Origin of the sequence: Streptomyces sp. Ru62, from assembly GCF_002920615.1 — a bacterium.
Lineage (GTDB): Bacteria > Actinomycetota > Actinomycetes > Streptomycetales > Streptomycetaceae > Streptomyces.
Window position 1 is genome coordinate 61,977 of sequence record NZ_PQSU01000039.1, and the last position, 21,233, is coordinate 83,209.

19 protein-coding genes and 1 riboswitch are annotated in these 21,233 nt (G+C 70.5%); of the genes, 8 read left to right on the top strand and 11 right to left on the bottom strand.

Annotation, left to right across the window (positions count from 1 at the left end):
• Positions 1-108 precede the first annotated feature (108 nt).
• From C3492_RS37455 to C3492_RS37485, 7 genes are all read left to right on the top strand, one after another.
• Complete coding sequence (locus C3492_RS37455) at positions 109-666, top strand: hypothetical protein (protein ID WP_103817069.1); 558 nt, start codon at positions 109-111, stop codon at positions 664-666.
• A gap of 440 nt (positions 667-1,106) precedes the next feature.
• Positions 1,107-3,065 (top strand): APC family permease, encoded by a 1,959-nt coding sequence (locus C3492_RS37460; protein ID WP_103817070.1) that lies wholly within the window; start codon positions 1,107-1,109, stop codon positions 3,063-3,065.
• A gap of 114 nt (positions 3,066-3,179) precedes the next feature.
• On the top strand, positions 3,180-3,575 hold the full coding sequence (locus C3492_RS37465) for a molybdopterin-binding protein (RefSeq protein WP_103817071.1): 396 nt from the start codon (positions 3,180-3,182) through the stop codon (positions 3,573-3,575).
• Positions 3,576-3,797: 222 nt separating this feature from the next.
• Positions 3,798-4,637, top strand: coding sequence for a molybdate ABC transporter substrate-binding protein (gene modA, locus C3492_RS37470; RefSeq protein ID WP_103817072.1), 840 nt, complete (start codon positions 3,798-3,800; stop codon positions 4,635-4,637).
• On the top strand, positions 4,634-5,494 hold the full coding sequence (gene modB, locus C3492_RS37475; protein ID WP_103817073.1) for a molybdate ABC transporter permease subunit: 861 nt from the start codon (positions 4,634-4,636) through the stop codon (positions 5,492-5,494). The genes modA and modB overlap by 4 nt, the downstream gene beginning before the upstream one ends.
• Positions 5,491-6,714, top strand: a complete 1,224-nt coding sequence (locus C3492_RS37480) for an ABC transporter ATP-binding protein (protein WP_258056139.1) — start codon at positions 5,491-5,493, stop codon at positions 6,712-6,714. The genes modB and C3492_RS37480 overlap by 4 nt, the downstream gene beginning before the upstream one ends.
• A gap of 28 nt (positions 6,715-6,742) precedes the next feature.
• Complete coding sequence (locus C3492_RS37485) at positions 6,743-7,162, top strand: molybdopterin-binding protein (protein WP_103817074.1); 420 nt, start codon at positions 6,743-6,745, stop codon at positions 7,160-7,162.
• Positions 7,163-7,216: 54 nt separating this feature from the next.
• On the opposite strand, the gene gcvP is transcribed toward C3492_RS37485, so the two are convergent.
• Positions 7,217-10,102, bottom strand: coding sequence for an aminomethyl-transferring glycine dehydrogenase (gene gcvP, locus C3492_RS37490; RefSeq protein WP_103817075.1), 2,886 nt, complete (start codon positions 10,100-10,102; stop codon positions 7,217-7,219).
• Between the two features lie 174 nt (positions 10,103-10,276).
• Positions 10,277-10,371, bottom strand: a riboswitch (glycine riboswitch).
• A 119-nt stretch (positions 10,372-10,490) separates the two neighbouring features.
• On the opposite strand from gcvP, the gene C3492_RS37495 reads away from it, so the two are divergent.
• Positions 10,491-10,862 (top strand): PRC-barrel domain-containing protein, encoded by a 372-nt coding sequence (locus C3492_RS37495; protein WP_103817076.1) that lies wholly within the window; start codon positions 10,491-10,493, stop codon positions 10,860-10,862.
• On the opposite strand, the gene C3492_RS37500 is transcribed toward C3492_RS37495, so the two are convergent.
• The 10 genes from C3492_RS37500 to C3492_RS37545 form a co-directional block, all read right to left on the bottom strand.
• Positions 10,784-12,271: a DNA polymerase IV gene (locus C3492_RS37500; protein ID WP_103817077.1), complete on the bottom strand. Its 1,488-nt coding sequence runs from the start codon at positions 12,269-12,271 to the stop codon at positions 10,784-10,786. The genes C3492_RS37495 and C3492_RS37500 overlap by 79 nt on opposite strands.
• An 80-nt stretch (positions 12,272-12,351) precedes the next feature.
• A complete protein-coding gene (locus C3492_RS37505; RefSeq protein WP_103817078.1) occupies positions 12,352-13,035 on the bottom strand; it encodes a MerR family transcriptional regulator in 684 nt (227 codons plus the stop codon).
• A 261-nt stretch (positions 13,036-13,296) separates the two neighbouring features.
• Positions 13,297-13,770, bottom strand: a complete 474-nt coding sequence (locus C3492_RS37510) for a bifunctional nuclease family protein (RefSeq protein WP_026253112.1) — start codon at positions 13,768-13,770, stop codon at positions 13,297-13,299.
• 85 nt (positions 13,771-13,855) lie between these two features.
• Entirely contained in the window at positions 13,856-14,593 is a 738-nt protein-coding gene (locus C3492_RS37515) for a MerR family transcriptional regulator (RefSeq protein ID WP_103817079.1), read from the bottom strand.
• Between the two features lie 44 nt (positions 14,594-14,637).
• Positions 14,638-15,468, bottom strand: coding sequence for an FHA domain-containing protein (locus C3492_RS37520; RefSeq protein WP_181140753.1), 831 nt, complete (start codon positions 15,466-15,468; stop codon positions 14,638-14,640).
• Positions 15,469-15,658: 190 nt separating this feature from the next.
• Positions 15,659-16,534: a DUF881 domain-containing protein gene (locus C3492_RS37525; RefSeq protein ID WP_103817081.1), complete on the bottom strand. Its 876-nt coding sequence runs from the start codon at positions 16,532-16,534 to the stop codon at positions 15,659-15,661.
• Positions 16,535-16,539: 5 nt separating this feature from the next.
• Positions 16,540-16,872: a small basic family protein gene (locus C3492_RS37530; RefSeq protein WP_003988855.1), complete on the bottom strand. Its 333-nt coding sequence runs from the start codon at positions 16,870-16,872 to the stop codon at positions 16,540-16,542.
• Complete coding sequence (locus C3492_RS37535; protein ID WP_103817082.1) at positions 16,869-17,786, bottom strand: DUF881 domain-containing protein; 918 nt, start codon at positions 17,784-17,786, stop codon at positions 16,869-16,871. Before C3492_RS37535 ends, C3492_RS37530 begins: the two co-directional genes overlap by 4 nt.
• Before the next feature lie 121 nt (positions 17,787-17,907).
• Positions 17,908-20,403, bottom strand: a complete 2,496-nt coding sequence (locus C3492_RS37540) for a mannose-1-phosphate guanyltransferase (RefSeq protein ID WP_103817083.1) — start codon at positions 20,401-20,403, stop codon at positions 17,908-17,910.
• A gap of 114 nt (positions 20,404-20,517) precedes the next feature.
• Positions 20,518-21,126, bottom strand: coding sequence for a CDP-alcohol phosphatidyltransferase family protein (locus tag C3492_RS37545; protein WP_103817084.1), 609 nt, complete (start codon positions 21,124-21,126; stop codon positions 20,518-20,520).
• Positions 21,127-21,233 lie beyond the last annotated feature (107 nt).

The window sequence follows — 21,233 nt, forward strand, 5'->3', positions numbered from 1 at the left end:
AAGGCGTCACGCCGGGCCCGCTGCCGTCGCGTCAAGGACCGGCCGCCGGCCGTCAGAGCACCGTCAAGGGCAGACCCGGGGCACCGCCGACGGACTACCGTTTCCCTCATGGAGCACGGCAACGACACCCGCCCCCAGCCGACCGGCGCGTACCCGTCCGGCACCGGGAGCGTGGTGCACGACCACGGCTGGACCGAGGACGCACGCACCTCGGCCCGCTGTGCCGGCGCGCTGTTCGGCCTGCTGCTGTGCGTCGACTGGGCGGCCGGCTCGCTGACCTGGTGGCGCGGTGCCCTGTGGCTCCTGCTGGCCCTGCTCCTGCTCCTCGTGCTGTTCCCGGTGCGCGTGTCCGCCGGCCGGGGCTGGCTGGCCACCCGTCGCCTGTGCCGCACCCGCCGCGTCCGCACCGATCTGCTGACCGCGGTACGCCCCCTCGACGGCGTCACCCGGCGCCTGGTGCTGCGCGACACCCTCGGCAACCGGATCGAGATCGACCCGGAGGTCCTGATCCGCAATCCGGAACTGTGGTACTGGCTGGACGAGGGCGCCCGCGGCTCGGAGGCCGCCGGAACCCTGCTGAGCGGCACGACGGCGCTGCACCACCTGGCCCGCCGCGTGGACCGCGAGACGGCCCTCGGCGTGTTCCGGGCGTCGGGCCTGGAGTGACCTTCGATGCCCGCGTCAACCGAGACGGCCCTCGGTCTGTTCGGGCTTCGGGCGTGGATGCCCCTCGGTGGCCGCGTGGACCGCGAGACGGCCCTCAGCCGGTTCGGGGCATCGGGCCTGGATGACGCTCGCCGGCCACGCGAACCGCGAGACCGCCCTCGGTGCCTTCCGGGCGTCGGACCTGGAGTGACGCTCGGTGGCCGCCGCCCGGCCGACTCCCCCTACGACTCCCCCGTGCTCATCCGCTCCGCCCCGCCCCGGCCGACCCGCCCCGGCCTCCCCTTCTTGGTGCGGCCCGGCCCCGCGCGGGCCATTCTTAACGCAAGCTTGACGCCGCCCGAGGCGTGATCCATGGGCCCAGGCGTCACTCTCTGCTTACGCTGGTGCCGCCGTCCGCGTGATGGCCGCAAAGAGCTGAGCCGCACACCAGGAGCACGCCGATGGTCACGACCGAGCGCCCTCCCAGTACCAACCGCCTGCGGGCGTGGATGCTGGAGGGCCTGTCCGACATGGGCAAGGGCGGTGGCCACACCGGACCCCACGCCGCGCCGGAGCCCCCGCACCAGGGACAGCGCTGGTGGCGGGTGATGTGCCTGACCGGTGTCGACTACTTCTCCACCCTCGGCTACCAGCCCGGCATCGCCGCCCTGGCCGCCGGTCTGCTCTCGCCGGTCGCGACCATCGTGCTCGTCATCGTGACGCTGGCCGGAGCGCTGCCGGTCTACCGCCGGGTCGCGGAGGAGAGCCCGCGCGGCGAGGGCTCGATCGCGATGCTGGAGCGGCTGCTGTCGTTCTGGCAGGGCAAGCTGTTCGTGCTCACGCTGCTGGGCTTCGCGGCGACGGACTTCCTCATCACCATCACGCTGTCCGCCGCCGACGCCTCCACCCACCTGGTGGAGAACCCGCATCTGACGGAGGCCCTGCAGGGCAAGCAGATGCTGATCACCCTCCTGCTGGTGGCTCTGCTCGGCGCGGTCTTCCTCAAGGGCTTCCTGGAGGCGATCGGAGTCGCGGTCGCCCTGGTGGGCGTGTACCTCGGGCTCAACGTAGTCGTCGTCATCAGCGGCCTGTGGCACGTCATCACCGCCGGGCACGTGATCACCGACTGGAGCACCGCGCTGACCGCGCAGCACGGGAACGTCATCCTGATGATCGGCGTGGCACTGATCGTCTTCCCGAAGCTCGCCCTCGGCCTGTCCGGCTTCGAGACCGGTGTCGCCGTCATGCCGCATGTGAGGGGCGACGCCGACGACACCGAAGAGCGGCCCGCGGGCCGGATCCGGGACACCAAGAAGCTGCTGACCACCGCCGCGCTGATCATGAGCTGCTTCCTGATCGCCACCAGCTTCATCACCACGCTGCTGATCCCGGAGAAGGAGTTCAAGACGGGCGGCCAGGCCAACGGCCGCGCGCTCGCCTACCTGGCGCACGAGTACCTCGGCAACGCCTTCGGCACGGTGTACGACGTGTCGACGATCGCCATCCTGTGGTTCGCGGGCGCCTCCGCCATGGCCGGCCTGCTCAACCTGATGCCGCGCTATCTGCCCCGCTACGGCATGGCTCCGCACTGGGCGCGGGCGGTGCGGCCGATGGTCATCGTCTTCACCCTCGTCGCCTTCCTGGTGACCTGGATCTTCGACGCCAACGTCGACAAGCAGGGCGGCGCCTACGCCACCGGCGTGCTGGTGCTGATCAGCTCGGCCGCGATCGCCGTTACCATCGCCGCGCGCAAGGCGGGACAGCACGGCTGGACCCTGACGTTCGCGGTGATCTCGGTGGTGTTCCTCTACACGACCGTCGTGAACGTCATCGAGCGCCCTGACGGTGTGAAGATCGGTGCCTGCTTCATCGCGGGCATCGTGCTGGTCTCCCTGCTGTCCCGGCTCGCCCGGGCCTTCGAGCTGCGCGTCACCAGCGTGTCGCTCGACCCCATGGCGGAACGGTTCATACGGGACATGGCCAGCCGCAAGATGCGGTTCATCGCCAATGAGCCGGACCGCCGGGACAAGGCCGAGTACCGCGACAAGATCGAGCAGATCCGCGCCGACAACGACATGCCCGAGCAGGAGGACTTCGTCTTCGTCGAGGTCACGGTCACCGACCCGTCCGAGTTCGAGGCGGGCCTCACCGTCCGCGGCGAGGTGCTGCACGGCCGCTACCGGGTGCTGACGCTGGAGTCCGCCTCGATCCCGAACGCCCTCGCGGCACTGCTGCTGCACGTCCGAGACGTCACCGGCTGCACCCCGCACATCTACTTCGAGTGGACCGAGGGCAGTCCGTTCGCCAACTTCCTCCGCTTCTTCCTCTTCGGCCAGGGCGAGGTCGCCCCGGTCACCCGCGAGGTACTGCGCGAGGCGGAACCGGACCGGGAACGCCGCCCGCGGGTGCACACGGGCTGAGCCGGGCCGCGCGGGCGGAAACCGGGACCGGGGCACGACAGGACGCGATCGCGGCACCCCCGACGGCCGACCCGCGCCCACGGTTCCCGGGGGCCTGGCCCTATCGTGACCGGCATGCAGTCCTACACGATCGGTCAGGCCGCGCGGCTGCTCGGCGTCAGCCCGGACACCGCCCGCCGCTGGGCCGACGCCGGCCGGGTGGCCACGCACCGCGACGAGTCCGGGCGGCGGCTCATCGACGGCAGAGACCTCGCCGCGTTCTCGGTCGAACTGGCCAAGGCGGGCGCCGCCGAGGAGGACGCCTCGTACACCTCGGCCCGCAACGCCTTCCCCGGCATCGTCACCGCGATCAAGCTCGGCGATGTCGCCGCCCAGGTGGAGATCCAGGCGGGCCCGCACCGGCTCGTGTCGCTGCTGACCCGGGAGGCGGTGGAGGAACTCGGCCTGGAGGTCGGCATGGAGGCCACCGCGCGCGTGAAGTCCACGAACGTGCACATCGACCGGACCTGACCGGGTCCGTACGACCGTCACCCCGCGGGCCGACTCGCTCCGTACGAACGCACATGCAAGCTGGAAGTCGGCAACTGCCAGCTCATGCGATGCAACAGAAGACCTCCGCCTGGCAGATGCGGCAGTATCATCGCCGCACGGCCGGCACTCGGCCGTGCCCGGGCGCGACAGTCGTTCGAACAGAACCGAGTCGTTCGAACACAATCGAGGAGTAGATCCGTGATGACCCGTTCCGTGCGCCGGACCCGGCGGATGCTGCAGCTGGCCGGTGCGGGAGCCGCCGCCGTGATCGCCCTCAGCGCCTGCTCCTCCTCGTCGGACTCGACCGACTCGTCGAAATCGACCGACTCGTCCCACTTCTCCGGCACATCGACGTCCCCGAAGCTCTCCGGCACGGTCACGGTGTTCGCGGCGGCCTCGCTGAAGGAGAGCTTCACGGCCCTGGGCAAGGAGTTCGAGAAGCAGCATCAGGGCGCGAAGGTCAGCTTCAACTTCGGCGGCAGCGACACCCTCGCGGCGAACATCACCAGCGGTGCCCCGGCGGACGTGTTCGCCGCGGCCAGCCCCAGGACGATGGCCGTCGTGACCGACGCGAAGGACACGGCCGGCACCCCGGTCACCTTCGTCCGCAACCAGCTGGAGATCGCCACCGTACCGGGCAACCCGCACAAGGTGTCCTCCCTGAAGGACCTCACGAAGGCCGGTCTGAAAGTCGTCCTGTGCGACAGGACCGTGCCGTGCGGCGCCGCCACCCAGAAGGCCCTGGACGCGAGCAGGCTGAAGCTCACGCCGGTCTCCTACGAGCAGGACGTCAAGGGCGCCCTGACCAAGGTGGAACTGAAGGAGGCCGACGCGGCGGTGGTGTACAAGACCGATGTGCGGGCCGCCGGTGACAAGGTGGAGGGCGTGGAGTTCCCCGAATCGGCCGGTGCCGTCAACGACTACCCGATCGCGCTGCTGAAGAACGCGCCGAACGCCGAGGCCGCCAAGGCGTTCATCGCCCTCGTACGCTCCGCCGAGGGCCAGAAGGTGCTGAGCGAGGCCGGGTTCCTCAAGCCATGACCTCGCTCGACAAGCCCGGTGCCGCGACCGGCCCCCGCACGGGCCGGCCGCGGCGCCGCCGCGCCGGCGCGGGGGGCCGACGCGGGGTGCCGTTGCCGCTGCTGCTGCCGGGCGTGCTGGCCCTGGCGTTCCTGCTGCTGCCGCTGCTCGCGCTGCTCGTCCGCGCGCCGTGGCGCGGCCTGCCGGACCAGCTGGCCGGCGCGCAGGTGTGGCAGGCGCTCCAGCTGTCCCTGGTGAGCGCCACCGCGGCGACCGCCGTCAGTCTGGTCCTCGGTGTGCCGCTGGCCTGGCTGCTGGCCCGTACGGAGTTCCCCGGCCGGGGTCTCGTACGTGCCCTCGTGACCCTTCCGCTGGTGCTGCCGCCGGTGGTCGGGGGTGTGGCCCTCCTGCTCGCCCTGGGCCGCAACGGCGTCATCGGCCGGTGGCTCGACACCTGGTTCGGCATCACCCTGCCGTTCACCACCACCGGGGTCGTGATCGCGGAGGCGTTCGTCGCGATGCCGTTCCTGGTGATCAGCGTGGAGGGCACGCTGCGCGCCGCCGACCCGCGCTACGAGGAGGCGGCGGCCACGCTCGGCGCCTCCCGCTTCACCGCGTTCCGCCGGGTGACGCTGCCCCTGATCGCGCCCGGCATCGCGGCCGGCGCGGTACTGGCGTGGGCTCGCGCGCTCGGCGAGTTCGGCGCGACGATCACCTTCGCCGGCAACTTCCCCGGCCGCACCCAGACCATGCCCCTCGCGGTCTACCTGGCCCTGCAGAACGACCCCGAGGCCGCCATCTCCCTCAGCCTGGTCCTGCTGACCGTGTCGATCGCGGTACTGGCGGGCCTCAGGGACCGCTGGATGACACCCTCATGACGACACCCCACCCCAGGACCCCCGACACCACCGACCCCGCACGGAGCGCGGCCGCAGCCGCCGGCGGCGCTTCCGACCCGCAGGGGCCACCCGCACCGGACCACGAGACCCGCACGGGTGGTGAGGGTGTGAACCGGAAGCCGGCCGAAGGCCGGCCGGCCACCACACACCCCCACCAGCCCCCCGGCCTCGACGCCCACCTCGTGGTCGACCGTGGCGCCTTCCGCCTGGACGTGACCATCAAAGCAACTCCAGGCGACGTCCTCGCCCTGCTGGGCCCCAACGGCGCCGGCAAGACCACCGCACTGCGCGCCCTCGCCGGCCTCACCCCCCTCACCGACGGTCACCTCCACCTGGACGGCACCCCCCTGGCCCACACACCCCCGGAGTCCCGCCCGGTCGGCGTCGTCTTCCAGGACTACCTGCTCTTCCCCCATCTGTCCGCCCTGGACAACGTCGCGTTCGGCCCCCGCTGCCGGGGCGTGCGCAAGGCGGAGGCCCGCGCCCTGGCGGCGACCTGGCTGGAGCGGATGGGCCTGTCGGCCCACGCGGGCGCCAAACCGCGCAACCTGTCCGGTGGCCAGGCCCAGCGCGTGGCCCTCGCCCGCGCCCTGGCCACCCGCCCCCGGCTGCTGCTCCTGGACGAGCCGCTGGCGGCCCTGGACGCCCGTACCCGCCTGGAGGTCCGCGCCCGGCTCCGCCGCCATCTGGCCGAGTTCGAGGCGGTGTCCGTGCTGGTCACCCACGACCCGCTGGACGCCATGGTGCTCGCGGACCGGCTGGTGGTCGTCGAGCACGGCCGGGTCGTCCAGGAGGGCACCCCCGCCCACATCGCCCGCCATCCGCGCACGGACTACATCGCCCGGCTCGTCGGCCTCAACCTCTACCGCGGACAGGCCGCGGGGCACACCGTACGGCTCGACACGGGGCCCGCGATCACGACCACGGAGGAGCTGTCGGGCCCGGTCTTCGTGGCCTTCCCGCCCTCCGCCGTGACCCTGTTCCGGGACCGGCCCTCCGGTGCCAGCGCCCGCAACCTGTGGCGTTGCCAGGTCGCCGGCCTGGAGACGCACGGCGACCAGATCCGCGCCGACCTCACCGGCGAGCTGCCGCTCGCGGCGGACCTGACGACGGTCGCCGCCGCCGAGCTGGACCTGCACCCGGGTGCACCGGTCTGGGCGACGGTCAAAGCGACGCAGACCCATGCATACCCGGCCTGAGCGGACCGGCGCTCTACGGTGGGTGCCCATGACCCTGAGCATCCGCAACCAGCTGCCCGGCACCGTCACCGAGGTGCACCCGGGCGAAGTCATGGCGACTGTCAAAGTCCGGCTCACGGGCGGCCAGGACCTCACCGCGGCCGTCACCGTGGAAGCCGTCGAGCAACTGGGCCTCGCCCCGGGCTCCCCGGTGACCGCCCTGGTCAAGGCGACGGAGGTCTCCCTGGCCGCCAACCGGGTCGAGGGTCTGTCGATCCGCAACCAGCTACGCGGCACGGTCATCCGTCTCTCGCTCGGCGAGGCCATGGCCACGGTCCGGGTCGCCGTGGAAGGCGGCGAACTCACCGCCGCGATCACCAAGGACGCGGCCGGGGACCTCGGCCTGTTCGTGGGCTCCGACGTCGTCGCCCTGATCAAGGCTACCGAGGTCGCGCTGGCGACGGCGTAGGAAAGCCCGAAGGCCCCGCCCGGAACCCGGGTGGGGCCTTCGTCAGCGGTTCGCTCAGTCCTCGTAGGCGTCCAGCGGCGGGCAGGAGCACACCAGGTTGCGGTCGCCGTAGGCCTGGTCGATGCGGCGCACCGGCGGCCAGTACTTGTCGGCGGCCGAGACACCGGCCGGGAAGACGGCCTCCTCGCGGCTGTAGGCGTGCGTCCACTCACCGCCGAGCGCGGCGGCGGTGTGCGGGGCGTTCCGCAGCGGGTTGTCCTCGGCGGGCCACGCGCCGGAGCCGACCTTCTCGATCTCCGCGCGGATGGCGATCATCGCATCGCAGAAACGGTCCAGCTCGGTGAGGTCCTCGGACTCGGTCGGCTCGATCATCAGCGTGCCGGCCACCGGGAAGGACATGGTCGGCGCGTGGAAGCCGTAGTCGATCAGGCGCTTGGCGACGTCGTCGACGCTCACGCCGGTCGCCTTGGTGATCGGGCGCAGGTCGATGATGCACTCGTGCGCGACGAGGCCGCCGGGCCCGGTGTACAGCACGGGGTAGTGCGGCTCCAGGCGCTTGGCGATGTAGTTGGCGGAGAGCACTGCGACCTGCGTGGCGCGCTTGAGGCCCTCGCCGCCCATCAGACGGACGTACGCCCACGAGATCGGCAGGATGCCCGCGCTTCCCCACGGGGCGGCCGAGATCGGGCCCACGCCCGTCTCCGGGCCGGCCTCCGGCTGGAGCGGGTGGTTCGGCAGGTACGGCGCCAGGTGCGAGCGGACCGCGACCGGGCCGACGCCCGGACCGCCGCCGCCGTGCGGGATGCAGAACGTCTTGTGCAGGTTCAGGTGGGAGACGTCACCGCCGAAGTGGCCGGGCTTGGCGAGCCCGACGAGCGCGTTGAGGTTGGCGCCGTCGACGTACACCTGGCCGCCCGCCTCGTGCACCTGGGCGCAGATGTCGGCGACGTGCTCCTCGAACACACCGTGCGTCGACGGGTAGGTGATCATCAGCACCGCCAGCTCGTCGCGGTACTGCTCGATCTTGGCGCGCAGGTCCTCGACGTCGATCTCGCCGTCCTCGGCGGTCTTGACGACGACGACCTTCATGCCGGCCATCACGGCGCTGGCCGCGTTGGTGCCGTGCGCGGAGGACGGGATGAGGCACACGGTCCGCTGCTCGTCGCCGTTGGCGCGGTGGTAGCCGCGTACGGCGAGCAGACCGGCCAGCTCGCCCTGCGAGCCGGCGTTCGGCTGGAGGGAGACCTTGTCGTAGCCGGTGACCTCGGCGAGGCGGTCCTCCAGCTCGTGGATGAGCGTGAGGTAGCCCTGGGCCTGCTCGGCGGGCGCGAAGGGGTGCAGCTGCCCGAACTCGGGCCAGGTGACCGGCTCCATCTCGGTGGTCGCGTTGAGCTTCATGGTGCAGGAGCCCAGCGGGATCATGCCGCGGTCGAGCGCGTAGTCGCGGTCGGCCAGCTTGCGCAGGTAGCGCAGCATCGCGGTCTCGGAGCGGTGCTGGTGGAAGACCGGGTGGGTGAGGTAGGCGTCGGTGCGCAGCAGCGCCTCGGGCAGGGTGTCCTCGGCGGTCTCGTCCAGTGCCTCGATGTCGCCCTCGACCCCGAAGGCGGCGAAGACGGCGGCCAGCTGGGCCCGGTTGGTGGTCTCGTCGCAGGCCGCCGAGACGTGGTCGGCGTCGACGAGACGCAGGTTGACCCCGTTCTCGCGGGCGGCGGCGACGACCGCGGCGGCCTTGCCGGGCACGCGCGCGGTGACGGTGTCGAAGTAGGCGCCGTGGACGATCTCCACCCCACCGGCCTTCAGGCCCTCGGCGAGGATGGTGGCGTACCGGTGCGTGCGCCGGGCGATGGTCTGCAGGCCCTCCGGACCGTGGTAGACGGCGTACATGCCGGCCATCACGGCGAGCAGCACCTGCGCGGTGCAGATGTTGCTGGTGGCCTTCTCCCGGCGGATGTGCTGCTCACGGGTCTGCAGCGCCAGGCGGTAGGCCCTGTTGCCGTCGACGTCGACGGAGACCCCGACGAGCCGGCCGGGGAGGCTGCGCGCGAACTTCTCGTGTACGGCCATGTAGCCGGCGTGCGGGCCGCCGAAGCCCATCGGCACACCGAAGCGCTGGGTCGTGCCGACGGCGATGTCCGCCCCGAGCTCGCCCGGCGAGGTCAGCAGGGTCAGCGCGAGCAGGTCGGCGGCGACCGTGACCAGGGCGCCCAGTTCGTGCGCCTGGTCGATGACGGGCTTGATGTCCCGTACGGCACCGGAGGCGCCCGGGTACTGGATCAGCACGCCGTTGATCTCGCGCTCGGCGATGTCCGCCGGGATGCCGTCGCTGAGGTCGGCGACGACCACCTCGACGCCGGTCGGCTCGGCGCGGGTCTCGATCACGGCGATGGTCTGCGGCAGCGCGTCCGCGTCGACCAGGAACAGGCCCTTCTTGTTCCTGCCCATGCGCCGGGACAGCGCCATGGCCTCGGCAGCGGCGGTGCCCTCGTCCAGCAGGGAGGCGCCGGAGGTGGGCAGGCCGGTCAGCTCGGCGACCATGGTCTGGAAGTTCAGCAGGGCCTCCAGGCGGCCCTGAGAGATCTCCGGCTGGTACGGCGTGTAGGCCGTGTACCAGGCCGGGTTCTCCATGACGTTGCGCAGCACGACGGGCGGCGTGAAGGTGCCGTAGTAGCCCAGGCCGATCATGGAGCCGAGGACCTGGTTGCGATCGGCGAGCGAGCGCAGCTCGGCGAGCACCTCGGCCTCGGTACGGGCGCCCGGCAGGTCCAGGGCATCGGCGTTCTTGATCACATCCGGGACCGCGGCGGCGGTCAGCTCGTCGAGCGAGCCGTATCCGACCTGCGCGAGCATCTTGGCCCGCGCCTCCTGGTCGGGCCCGATGTGGCGCTGCTCGAACGGGGTGCCCGCTTCGAGTTCGGAGAGCGGAATGCGATGGGCGGTCATTGCGGAGGCCTCCTGGTCTGACGCGACCTGCGAGGGGCACCACGGCGCGGGTACCCCGACGGCCTCCCCCTCTGTCATCTCGACCTGAGAGCTTCACCGGACGCCCGTGGGCACCGGCTTTCCCCGTCGGTGAGGGTGGAAGCCGTCGACATCCGCCCTGCTTTCCAGAGTGACCTCGTCCGTGCGGTACGTGAGCCTGAGAGATTCCGGGGAGGATTTGCTCCTTCGGCGCCTCCGAGGTGGTCGGAGGACTCTCCCGCACGGGGTCAGCAGCCTTTGTCAGCCTACCAGCGAGGTCAACGCCGGGGCCTTCGAGTGGCCGCCTCCTTGAATGTGCTCTTTTGTAGTGCTTACGGATGAGTTGCGACCACGTGGAGGGAGAGGGACCGTGCAGACCGACATCGATCCACGCAACCTGATCGGCCGCAAGGCGTTCGACCGCAATGGCACCAAGATCGGCACCATCGACGAGGTGTACCTGGACGACGCGACCGGCGTGCCCGAATGGGCGGCCATACGCACCGGCCTGTTCTCCCGGGACGCCTTCGTGCCCCTGGAGCCCAGCGAACTCGTCGACGGCACCCTGCACGTCCCCTTCGAACGCGCCCTCATCAAGGACGCCCCCGACTTCGGCGTGGGTCGCCACCTCTCCCCCGAACAGGAGCTCCAGCTCTACCACCACTACGGCCTCGACGTGGCCTCACCCCCCAAGGTCCCGGACCACGACTTCGGCAAGCTGGCCGGATCGGAGGAGGCCTGATCGGCGGCCTTCTCCGGGGTCCGGGGCGGCGCCCCCTGACGGTCACCGCTCGGCAGGCCGAGACGGATGGGCGGGTGGCAGGGGTCCGAGACCAGCGGCAACGGATCAGCAGGCTCCAGCGCGGGATCGTCGGCGAAGAACGTCCGTACCCGCCCGGGAGGGGACTGCGGCGTCTCGAACCGCACGGTCACCCGCCCCAGCCCGCTCCCCTGCACCCATCCGTGCCCGTACTCCGCATGCCGCACATCCTGCCCGGCCCGCCACTGCCGCTCGACGGGCTCCGCCCGCTCCACGACAGCCTCCACCGCACCCTCCGGTTCCTCCGCCGCGGGCACGGGCATCGCCTGCGCGAACAGGTCCTCCTGCGTGTAGTCGGCGAGCCCGGACACCCCCACCCCGAGCAGTCGCACCCCGCCCGTCGTGTCCACGGAGTCCAGCAGTCGCGCCGCCGCCTCGCGGATGACCACGGGGTCGTCCGTGGGCCCCCTGAGCGTCTCGGAGCGGGTCAGGGTGGAGAAGTCGTACCGCCGCACCTTCAGCACGATGGTCCGCCCGGACAGCCCGGCCTCGCGCAGCCGCCGCACACACCGGTCGGCCAGCCGCTGCACCTCCAGACCGACCCGCAGCCGGTCGTGGATGTCCACGTCGTACGTGTCCTCGACCGACACCGACTTGGCCTCCCGCTCGGCCACCACGGGCCGCTCGTCCCGGGCCAGGGCCATGGCGTACAGCGCGTGCCCGTGCGCCTTGCCGAGCAGCCGGACCAGCTCGTCCTCGCCGGCCTCCGCCAGCTCCTCCACCGTGGTGATCCCGGCCCGGCGCAGATGGTCCCCGGTGGCCGGTCCGACCCCCGGCAGGGTGCGCACCGGCATCGGCGCCAGCAGTGCCCGCTCCGTGCCCGGCTCGATCAGCCGCAGGCCGTCCGGCTTGGCCTGCTCGGAGGCGATCTTCGCGAGCATCTTGGAGGCGGCGAGCCCCACCGATCCGGTGAGCCCCGTGACCGCCCGGATGTCCGCGCGCAGCTTCTCCCCCGCCCGCCGCGCCGACTCCTCGTCCCAGGCCGCTCCCCCGGCCTCCAGGTCCACGAAGGCCTCGTCCAGGCTCAGCGGCTCGACCAGCGGTGACAGCTCCCGCAGCAGCGCCATCACCTGCTCGCTGATCGCCCGGTACAGAGTGAAGCGCGGCACCAGATACGCGGCGTTGGGTGCCAGCCGGCGCGCCTGGGCCATGGGCATCGCCGAGTGGACCCCGAACACCCGTGCCTCGTACGACGCGGTCGCCACCACCCCGCGCGGTCCGAGGCCGCCCACGATCACCGCTTTCCCGCGCAGGCTCGGCTTGGACGCCTGCTCCACCGAGGCGAAGAAGGCATCCATGTCGAGATGCAGGATCGTGGGCGCGTTTCTCACATCTCCGATGCTGCACCACGGCACTGACAATGCCGCGAGGACCGGAGCGCCCACGGGAGAGGGGCGGTCGGACCCGGCGGTCAGACCGCCCGGTTGCGGCGCCGCGCCAGCTCGTCCGCGGGGTTGTGCCCGACCAGGGTCTCACCGGTGTCGATGCGCTCGCCGTGCAGTTGGGAGAGGGCGCTTTCCACGTCCCGCCACACCACGCCGACGGCGATCCCGAAGATGCCCTGACCGCCCTGGAGCAGGGCGTGGACCTCGTCCGGCGAGGTGCACTCGTACACGGTCGCGCCGTCGCTCATCAGGGTCATCCGCTCCAGGTCGCGGAAACCGCGTTCCCTGAGGTGCTGCACGGTCGTGCGGATGTTCTGCAGCGACACCCCGGTGTCCAGGAACCGCTTCACGATCTTCAGGACGACCACGTCCCGGAAGCTGTACAGCCGCTGGGTGCCCGACCCGTAGGCGGGCCGTACGCTGGGCTCGACCAGACCGGTGCGGGCCCAGTAGTCGAGCTGCCGGTAGGTGATGCCGGCAGCCGCGCAGGCCGTGGGCCCGCGGTAGCCGATCTCCTCGGACGCCATGGACGCCACCCCTCCGCCGTTCGGCACCGCCGTGGGCAGCTGCGGAGCGTGCTCCACCGCGCTGCCGGGACGGGCATGACCCCCGCCTGAGCGCGGCCGCGAGTTCGGGGGCGGGTACGGACCGCTCTCCCCGAAACCGCGTCCGGGTGCACCCCCAGCCGTACCGTCGCCGCTGGTTCTCACGCCGACCTCCGTCCTTGACCTGCCTTCTCGACGGTAGGCAGTCACCAGGGGTGCGTCAACGATCGCCACACTCGGCACGCCGAGTGATAATCACCCAAGGAGTGGTTTCCCGTGTCCCACCGCGGGGAAAGGCTAGCCGAATGCGCTGGCGAGGGGCCGTAGGACGCTCTCACTGGCCGGAGGCAATTGCCGGGGCGAGGGCCGCACGGGGCCGCCGTCCGCCCCGGTGGACCACCGGGACCGACGGACCGGTCCCAGGGCTCACTGGCTGCTGGTGCCGAAGTCCTCGGGCGAGATCTGGTCGAGGAACTCGCGGAACTTCTCCACCTCGTCCTCCTGCTCGTCCGGGATGGCGATGCCGGCGTCGTCCAGCACCGTGTCACTGCCGTAGATCGGCGTCCCGGTGCGCAGGGCGAGCGCTATGGCATCGGAGGGGCGGGCGCTGACCTCGACCCCGCTGGCGAACACCAGCTCCGCGTAGAAGACACCTTCCCGCAGATCGGTGATACGCACTTCGGTCAGCTCCTGGCCGACGGCCTCCAGCACGTCCTTGAACAGGTCGTGGGTCAGCGGTCGCGCGGGGGCCATGCCCTGCTGGGCGAAGGCGATCGCCGTCGCCTCCCCCGGCCCGATCCAGATGGGGAGGTAGCGGTCGCCTCCCACTTCGCGCAGGAGCACGATCGGTTGGTTGGAGGGCATTTCGACCCGGACACCTACGACATCGAGCTCGTTCACACAGCAACCCTAGGCCGTGCCCGGGACGTTTGGGTAGTCGGGCCGGGAACAGGTGCCCGATCCGGCCGCTCCACGGCCCATCCGATCAGGGCAGCCGCACGCCGAGAGCGGTCTTCACCAGGGCCGCGTGCAGCTTCACCGTCAGGGCCGCCAGCTCCTTCGTACGGGCCTCGGCGTGTGCCCTGGTCTGCGGGTTGCGATGGCGTCTGAGCGGGGCCACGACCTGGTCGACCAGGCCCGCCTCACGGTCGGCGGCGGCCTTCATCACCCGCAGGTGGCGCGGCTCGATCCCGAACCGGCCCAGTTCGGCGATCAGCGAGGCCACGGTGACGGCCTCGGCGTCGTACACCCCGTCCTCCAGCGCCGCGATCAGCCCGTAGGACTCCCACTCCTTCAGGTCGCCCTCGTCGATGTCCGCGGCGGCCAGCAGCTCGGCCCTGCCGACCCTGGCCACCGTCGGCGCCTCCACGCGCGCGGGCGCGTCCTCCGCGGTGCGCTGACGTCCCACCACGGGCAGCGGGACGGCCTCGCCCCGCTCCATGGCGTCCAGATGCTCACGGATCACCTTGAGCGGCAGATAGTGGTCCCGCTGCATCCTCAGGACGTGACCGAGGCGCTCGACGTCCCCGGCGCTGAACTTGCGGTACCCCGACGGGGTCCGCTGCGGCTCGATGAGGCCCTCCGACTCCAGGAAACGGATCTTGGAGATGGTGACTTCGGGGAACTCGTCGCGCAGCACGTTCAGCACCGTGCCGATGCTCATCAGCCCACTGTCCCTGGCGGCGGTACCGCTTCCGGCACCGCCGCTCGGTGTTTGAAGCATGGACCTTCCCTGGGGGTCCCCCCGGACATCAGTCCGGGGGCGGGTCAGATGCCCTGCCGGCTCGCGTAGAACACCAGCCTGTACTTGCCGATCTGCACCTCGTCACCGTTCGACAGGGCGACCTGGTCGATGCGCTCCCGGTTGACGTACGTGCCGTTCAGGCTGCCCACGTCGGCCACCGTGAAGGAGCCGTCCGGGGAGCGCCGGAACTCCACGTGGCGCCGCGAGACGGTCACGTCGTCCAGGAAGATGTCGCTCTGCGGATGACGGCCGGCCGTGGTCAGGTCGCTGTCCAGCAGGAAGCGGCTGCCCGAGTTCGGCCCCCGGCGCACCACCAGCAGCGCCGAGCCCATCGGCAGCGCGTCCACCGCGGCCTGCGCCTCCGGGGAGAGCATCGGCAGCGGCGTCTGGCCGGTCGCCTCGGAGTCGTAGGCCTCCAGACCCGAGATCGAGATCGTGGACGTCGTCTCGGAAGCCCGCTCCGGCGTCAACCCGGGACGCAGCGGCGCCCCGCAGTTGGAGCAGAACCGGGCGTTCTCCGCATTCCGGTTACCGCACCTCGTACATACCAGGACCGACATCGACGGATCCTCCTGCCGCGGCTGCCCCGCCGGGGCGTTGGACGCGTACGGGCCGGGGGCGAACCCTCCACCCGTACCTGAGGTTGACGGTTGCCCGAAACCTATGCCGCCGGACTGGGCAGGGTCAACAGACGCCGCGCCCTGACCTCCCGAAATGTCACCGCCCGGACCAGCGACCTGGTCCCGGAACAGCGGGCGCTGGCCCTCCGCGTCAGGCTGTGCGCGATGACGAGCGGTCGCGTTGCCGCTGCCCTCTCGCGCGCTCTTGCCGAACAACTTCGCAAACAACTTCACGGGCGATTCCCCTTGACCGAAACAGACCCGCCCGTGGGGCAGGACGAACCCTGATTGCCTACACCGGCCGAGCCGGACATTCTCACAACGTCCGTATCCACCAGACAGTTTCCACCACGCACCACCCCTTCGGTGCGCCGACCCCCCGCAACCTCATGCCCCTGCCGGACGGCCCCCATGCACCGCCGGTTCACTGGGAGGACGACCGAGCGTAGTCAGGCCGCTTCGCCTGTCGCAAGGCATCCACGACGATCTTGTCCGACCGCTCGACGGTCACCGTGGCCTGCTCCTTCTCCAGAGTCTGCACCACGCCTCCAGGGATGTTCAGCGCGGGCTCAAGGTCCTGCGGCTTGCCGATGACCTTGAAACGATAGGGGGCGTTGATCTTGTTCCCGTCGACGCTCACACTCCTGCCGGAGTCGGTGAAGTAGGTGCCGGCGACCACCCGGACCCCGTTGACCTGGATTGCCTCCGCACCGGCCGCGCGCAACTCCTGGATCGCGTCGAGCAGCATGTCCGCCTGGACCGTCCCCTTCGTGTCCTCGATCGTCATGGTGATGCCGGGACCCTGCGCCGCCACGGTGCCCGCGAGGATGCCGAGTTGCCTCTCCTTCTCGGCGGTCTGCCGACGCGCCTCCGCGGCCTGGTCGGAGCTGGTCTGCAGCTCCTGACGCTGCTTCTCAAGCCCCTGCTTCTCGTCCTGAAGACGCTGAGTACGCGAATCCAGTTCATCGAGGATGCGCACAAGATCTTCTTGGCGGGCTCCGCGCAGCGCGCTGTCGGTGTCGCTGTTGGACGCCACCTGCACGGCCAGGCCGAAGCCCAGGCCGAACAGCAGCACAGCCACGATGAGTTGAGCACGCGTGAAGCGCGGCGGCCACAGCCCCTTGGCCAGCCGCTGCCGGCCCGTCAGCGCCTGCTGGGGCTCCCCCTCGGCCGGCCGTCCGGCCCCGGTCGCGGGCGCGGGCACTTCCGCGGGCACTTCCGCCGGCAGTTCCCTGCGCAACCGGTTCTCCGGCTGATCGTTCCGGCCGTTGCCGTCGTTGGTGTCGTTCTGCTCGCTCATCGGTGTCACGCCCGGAACACGTGCCGCCGGATCGCCGCGGCGTTGGAGAAGATACGGATACCCAGGACCACGACGACCCCCGTGGACAGCTGCGCGCCCACGCCCAACTTGTCGCCGAGGAACACGATGAGGGCGGCGACGACCACGTTCGACAGGAACGACACCACGAAGACCTTGTCGTCGAAGATGCCGTCGAGCATGGCCCGCAGACCACCGAAGACGGCGTCCAAGGCCGCGACGACGGCGATCGGCAGATACGGCTCGACGACCGCCGGAACCTCGGGCCGGACCAACAGGCCGGCCACGACTCCCACGACGAGGCCCAGTACGGCGATCACGATGTGCCCTTCTCGGTTTTCTCTGACTTCGGCTGTGCTGTGCGTACGATCACACTGGGTGCGGCGGGCAACCGGATGTCACCCTCCGCGGAGATGGTGGCGCGGATGCCGTAGTTCTCCTCCAGGGCATGCAGATACAGGCCGTCGGCGCTGTTCTGGAACCCGGTGCTCAACCTCTCCCCGTCCCCCACCGCCAGCACCGTGTACGGCGGCACCAGCGGCCTGTTGTCGACCAGTATCGCGTCACCCGCTGCCCTGATCGCGGACAGGGCGGTCAGCCGCTGCCCGTTGACGGAGATCGCCTCGGCCCCCGAGGCCCACAGCCCGTTGACCACGCGCTGCATGTCGCGGTCCCGTACCCGGCCGGTGTCGGAGAAGCCCGCCGTCTCGCGGGGGTTGGAACCGTCCCCGCCGCCGCTCGCCTCCTTGGCGTCGTTCACGACGAGCTTGACACCGGGACCGTGCACCGCGGTGGCACCCGACAGCAGTCCCACCAGGTCCGCCTCGGCGCTGCCTCCGCTCGACTTCAGGGCCGCCCGCTGGCGCGCGCCGACGTCGTCGCGCAGAGTGTCGACGGTGCTTTCGAGCTTGTCCGCGTCCGCGGTCTCGCTGTCGATGCGGTCGATCAGCTCCTGGCGCTCCTTGGCCACCACGGGTGCTGTCACACGGGCCTGTGCCGCCCCCACGGTCACCACGAGCGCCGCGAGGACGAGGCCGGCGGCCAGGCCCAGCCTGGCCCGGAGCGTCTTCGGCAGGCCGCCCTCGCCCTCGGACTTCCTCCGGGCGGCGGCCTCGGCGTACCCGTCGTCGAGGCTGTGGTCCATGACGTTGGTGATCAACGACATGGAGGCGTCCGGACGCTGCGGCCGCGTGGGGCTGCTCCGAACGGGGGGTTGCTGCGGCATGCCGCACATCGTCGCATGTCGCGAGCAGTACCTCCGAACGGCCCCACCGGCGTGCCGGACAGGCCCCCTTGGGGACACTTGTCCGGCACGCACGCGTGCAGCGGGTTTTGCCGTTCTCAGCCGCGGACGGTCACCGGCCGGCGCTGTCCACGACCGCCGACCACTCGTCCAGCAGGGCCTGCGCGGAGGCGTCGTCCGGCCCCTCCGCCCACAGGTGGGTGACCGCCTCGGCCGGGTCGGGCAGCACCATCACCCAGCGCCCGTCGGTCTCCACCACCCGCACACCGTCGGTCGTGTCGACAGAGCGATCGCCTGCCGCCTCGACCACCCGTCGCATCACCAGACCCTTGACGGCCCACGGCGTGGCCAGGTCCCGCTTGAGGACGTGCGCCCGCGGGATCCGGGCGTCGATCTGGCTCAGCGTGAGCTGCGTCCGCGCCACGAGCCCGATCAGGCGTACGAAGGCGGCCGTGCCGTCGTACACACCGCTGAACTCCGGCACGATGAACCCGCCCTTGCCGTCGCCACCGAAGATGGTGCCCTCTTCACGCCCCACGCGCGTGAGGTCGTCGGGCGAGGTGGTCGTCCACTCGACCTGGGTGCCGTGGTACGCGGCCACCTGCTCGGCGATCCGGGTCGTGGTGACCGGCAGCGCCACCCGACCGCTGCGCCGCTCGGCGGCCACCAGGTCCAGCATGACCAGCAGCGCCCGGTCGTCCTCGATGATCCGGCCCTTCTCGTCCACGAGCGACAGCCGCTCGCCGACGGGGTCGAACCGCACACCGAACGCGGCACCCGAGGACGCCACGATCTCGCCGAGCCGCACCAGCCCCTTGCGCCGCATCTCGGCCGTCTCGGTGGGCCGGGACTCGTCCAGACCCGGATTGATGGTCAGCGAGTCCACACCGAGCTTGCCGAGCAGGCTGGGCAGCAGGAGCCCGGCACTGCCGTTCGAGGCGTCCACGACCACCTTGAGGCCCGACTCGGCTATCCCGGTCGTGTCGACGTTCCGCAGCAGCGATCCGGTGTACGAGTCGAAGACGCTGGCCGGGAAGTACAGGTCACCGATCTCACCAGGGAACGCCCGCCGGTACTCCTGGCGTGCGAACACCCGGTCCAGCTTGCGCTGGCTGCCCTGTGAGAGGTCCGCGCCCTGTCCGTCGAAGAACATGATGTCGACGGAGTCCGGGACACCAGGCGAGGTCCGGATCATGATGCCGCCGGCGCTGCCGCGCGCGGTCTGCTGCCGGGCCACGGGCAGCGGTACGTTCTCCAGGTCGCGTACGTCGATGGCGCTGGCCTGGAGCGCGGAGATCACCGCCCGCTTGAGCGCCCGGGCACCCCGGGAGTGGTCGCGGGCCGTGGTGACGGTCGAACCCTTCTTCAGGGTCGTCGCGTAGGCACCGGCCAGCCGCACCGCCAGCTCCGGCGTGATCTCCACGTTCAGGATGCCGGAGACACCCCGGGCGCCGAACAGATGGGCCTGCCCCCTGGACTCCCAGATCACCGAGGTGTTGACGAAGGCACCGGCCTCGATGGTCTTGAACGGGTAGACACGGACATTGCCCTGAACGATCGATTCCTCACCGATCAGGCACTCGTCGCCGATGACCGCGCCGTCCTCGATCCGGGCCGCACGCATGATGTCGGTGTTCTTGCCGACGACACAGCCGCGCAGGTTGCTGTGCTGCCCGATGTACACGTTGTCGTGCACGACGGCCTTGTGCAGGAAGGCACCGCTCTTCACGACGACGTTGGAGCCGACGACGGTGTGCTCCCGGATCTCCGCGCCGGCCTCGACCTTCGCGTAGTCACCGATGTACAGCGGCCCGCGCAGCACGGCGTCGGGATGCACCTCGGCACCCTCGGCCACCCACACGCCCGGGGAGATCTCGAAGCCGTCGATGTCGACGTCGACCTTGCCTTCGAGGACGTCCGCCTGGGCCTTCACATAGCTCTCGTGCGTGCCGACGTCCTCCCAGTAGCCCTCGGCGACATAGCCATAGATCGGCTTGCCTTCCTTCATCAGTTGCGGGAAGACGTCACCGGACCAGTCGACGGGCACATCGGCTTCGACGTAGTTGAAGACCTCGGGCTCCATGACGTAGATGCCCGTGTTCACCGTGTCGGAGAAGACCTGCCCCCAGGTCGGCTTCTCCAGGAAGCGTTCGACCTTGCCTTCCTCGTCGACGATGGTGATGCCGAACTCCAGCGGATTGGGCACACGGGTCAGGCAGACCGTGACCAGAGCACCCTTCTCCTTGTGGAAATTGATCAGCTCGGTGAGGTCGAAGTCGGTCAGGGCATCGCCGGAGATGACGAGGAAGGCATCGTCCTTCAACGCCTCTTCAGCGTTCTTGACGCTTCCGGCGGTACCGAGTGGCTTCTCCTCATTGGCGTACGTGAGCTCCATGCCGAGTTCTTCGCCGTCGCCGAAATAGTTCTTGACGAGCGATGCCAGGAACTGAACGGTGACAACGGTCTCGGTGAGCCCGTGCCTTTTGAGCAGCCGTAGCACGTGCTCCATGATCGGGCGGTTGGCCACGGGCAGGAGCGGCTTGGGCATGCTAGAGGTCATGGGGCGCAGGCGCGTGCCTTCGCCCCCGGCCATCACGACGGCCTTCATGTCGGAAGCGTCCTCCTCCAAGAGACGACGGTCTAGCCGACTTCACCCGTCCAGATTGTCCCGCACTTTTCCACCGCGGGCCATCGAGGCGTCAGGTCTGGACAATCACCGAGCTCAATCGGCCGTGGCGTCCGCGCGAACCAAGCGGCGGACCTGTACCACGTAAAGCACTCCTGCCCACCAGTAGAGGGTTGTACCCCATCCGGCGAACGCCCATCCGAAAATAGCAGCGAGTGACGCGATCCAACCACTTCCGTCACTGAGCAGCAGGAGCGGGAAGGCGTACATCAAGTTGAAGGTCGCGGCCTTCCCGAGGAAGTTCACCTGCGGCGGCGGATATCCGTGCCGGCGGAGGATGCCCACCATCACCAGGAGAACCAGTTCACGGGCCAGCAGGAGGCCGGTCAGCCAGAGCGGCAGGATCTCCCGCCAGGTGAGGCCGACCAGGGTGGAAAGCACGTACAGGCGGTCGGCGGCGGGGTCGAGAAGCCGGCCGAGGCTGCTGATCTGGTTCCAGCGCCGGGCGAGCTTGCCGTCGAGATAGTCACTGATCCCGCTCAGGGCCAGCACGAGGAGAGCCCAGCCATCACTCTGCGGCCCGCCGAACTCCGGCCTGAGGATCAACCACAGGAAGAGGGGTACGCCGACGAGCCGCGCCATGCTGAGGATGTTGGGGATGGTGAGGACCCGGTCTGTCTGGACGCGGGTCTCCTGGACCTCCACCCGGGGGCCTCCTGTGCGAAATGAACCAACGATGCCCCCTGACCCTACCTCAACGCAAAAAAGCTCCGGCCCCTGGGCGGTGCCCAAGAGCCGGAGCTTCAAAAGGA

What these genes read in the sequence shown, in the direction of transcription:
- C3492_RS37455 (WP_103817069.1), top strand. Translation starts at nt 109, where the DNA reads ATGGAGCACGGCAACGACACCCGCCCCCAGCCGACCGGCGCGTACCCG.
- C3492_RS37460 (WP_103817070.1), top strand. Translation starts at nt 1,107, where the DNA reads ATGGTCACGACCGAGCGCCCTCCCAGTACCAACCGCCTGCGGGCGTGG.
- C3492_RS37465 (WP_103817071.1), top strand. Translation starts at nt 3,180, where the DNA reads ATGCAGTCCTACACGATCGGTCAGGCCGCGCGGCTGCTCGGCGTCAGC.
- modA (WP_103817072.1), top strand. Translation starts at nt 3,798, where the DNA reads ATGACCCGTTCCGTGCGCCGGACCCGGCGGATGCTGCAGCTGGCCGGT.
- modB (WP_103817073.1), top strand. Translation starts at nt 4,634, where the DNA reads ATGACCTCGCTCGACAAGCCCGGTGCCGCGACCGGCCCCCGCACGGGC.
- C3492_RS37480 (WP_258056139.1), top strand. Translation starts at nt 5,491, where the DNA reads ATGACGACACCCCACCCCAGGACCCCCGACACCACCGACCCCGCACGG.
- C3492_RS37485 (WP_103817074.1), top strand. Translation starts at nt 6,743, where the DNA reads ATGACCCTGAGCATCCGCAACCAGCTGCCCGGCACCGTCACCGAGGTG.
- gcvP (WP_103817075.1), bottom strand. Translation starts at nt 10,102, where the DNA reads ATGACCGCCCATCGCATTCCGCTCTCCGAACTCGAAGCGGGCACCCCG.
- C3492_RS37515 (WP_103817079.1), bottom strand. Translation starts at nt 14,593, where the DNA reads ATGCTTCAAACACCGAGCGGCGGTGCCGGAAGCGGTACCGCCGCCAGG.
- C3492_RS37525 (WP_103817081.1), bottom strand. Translation starts at nt 16,534, where the DNA reads ATGAGCGAGCAGAACGACACCAACGACGGCAACGGCCGGAACGATCAG.
- C3492_RS37535 (WP_103817082.1), bottom strand. Translation starts at nt 17,786, where the DNA reads ATGTGCGGCATGCCGCAGCAACCCCCCGTTCGGAGCAGCCCCACGCGG.
- C3492_RS37540 (WP_103817083.1), bottom strand. Translation starts at nt 20,403, where the DNA reads ATGAAGGCCGTCGTGATGGCCGGGGGCGAAGGCACGCGCCTGCGCCCC.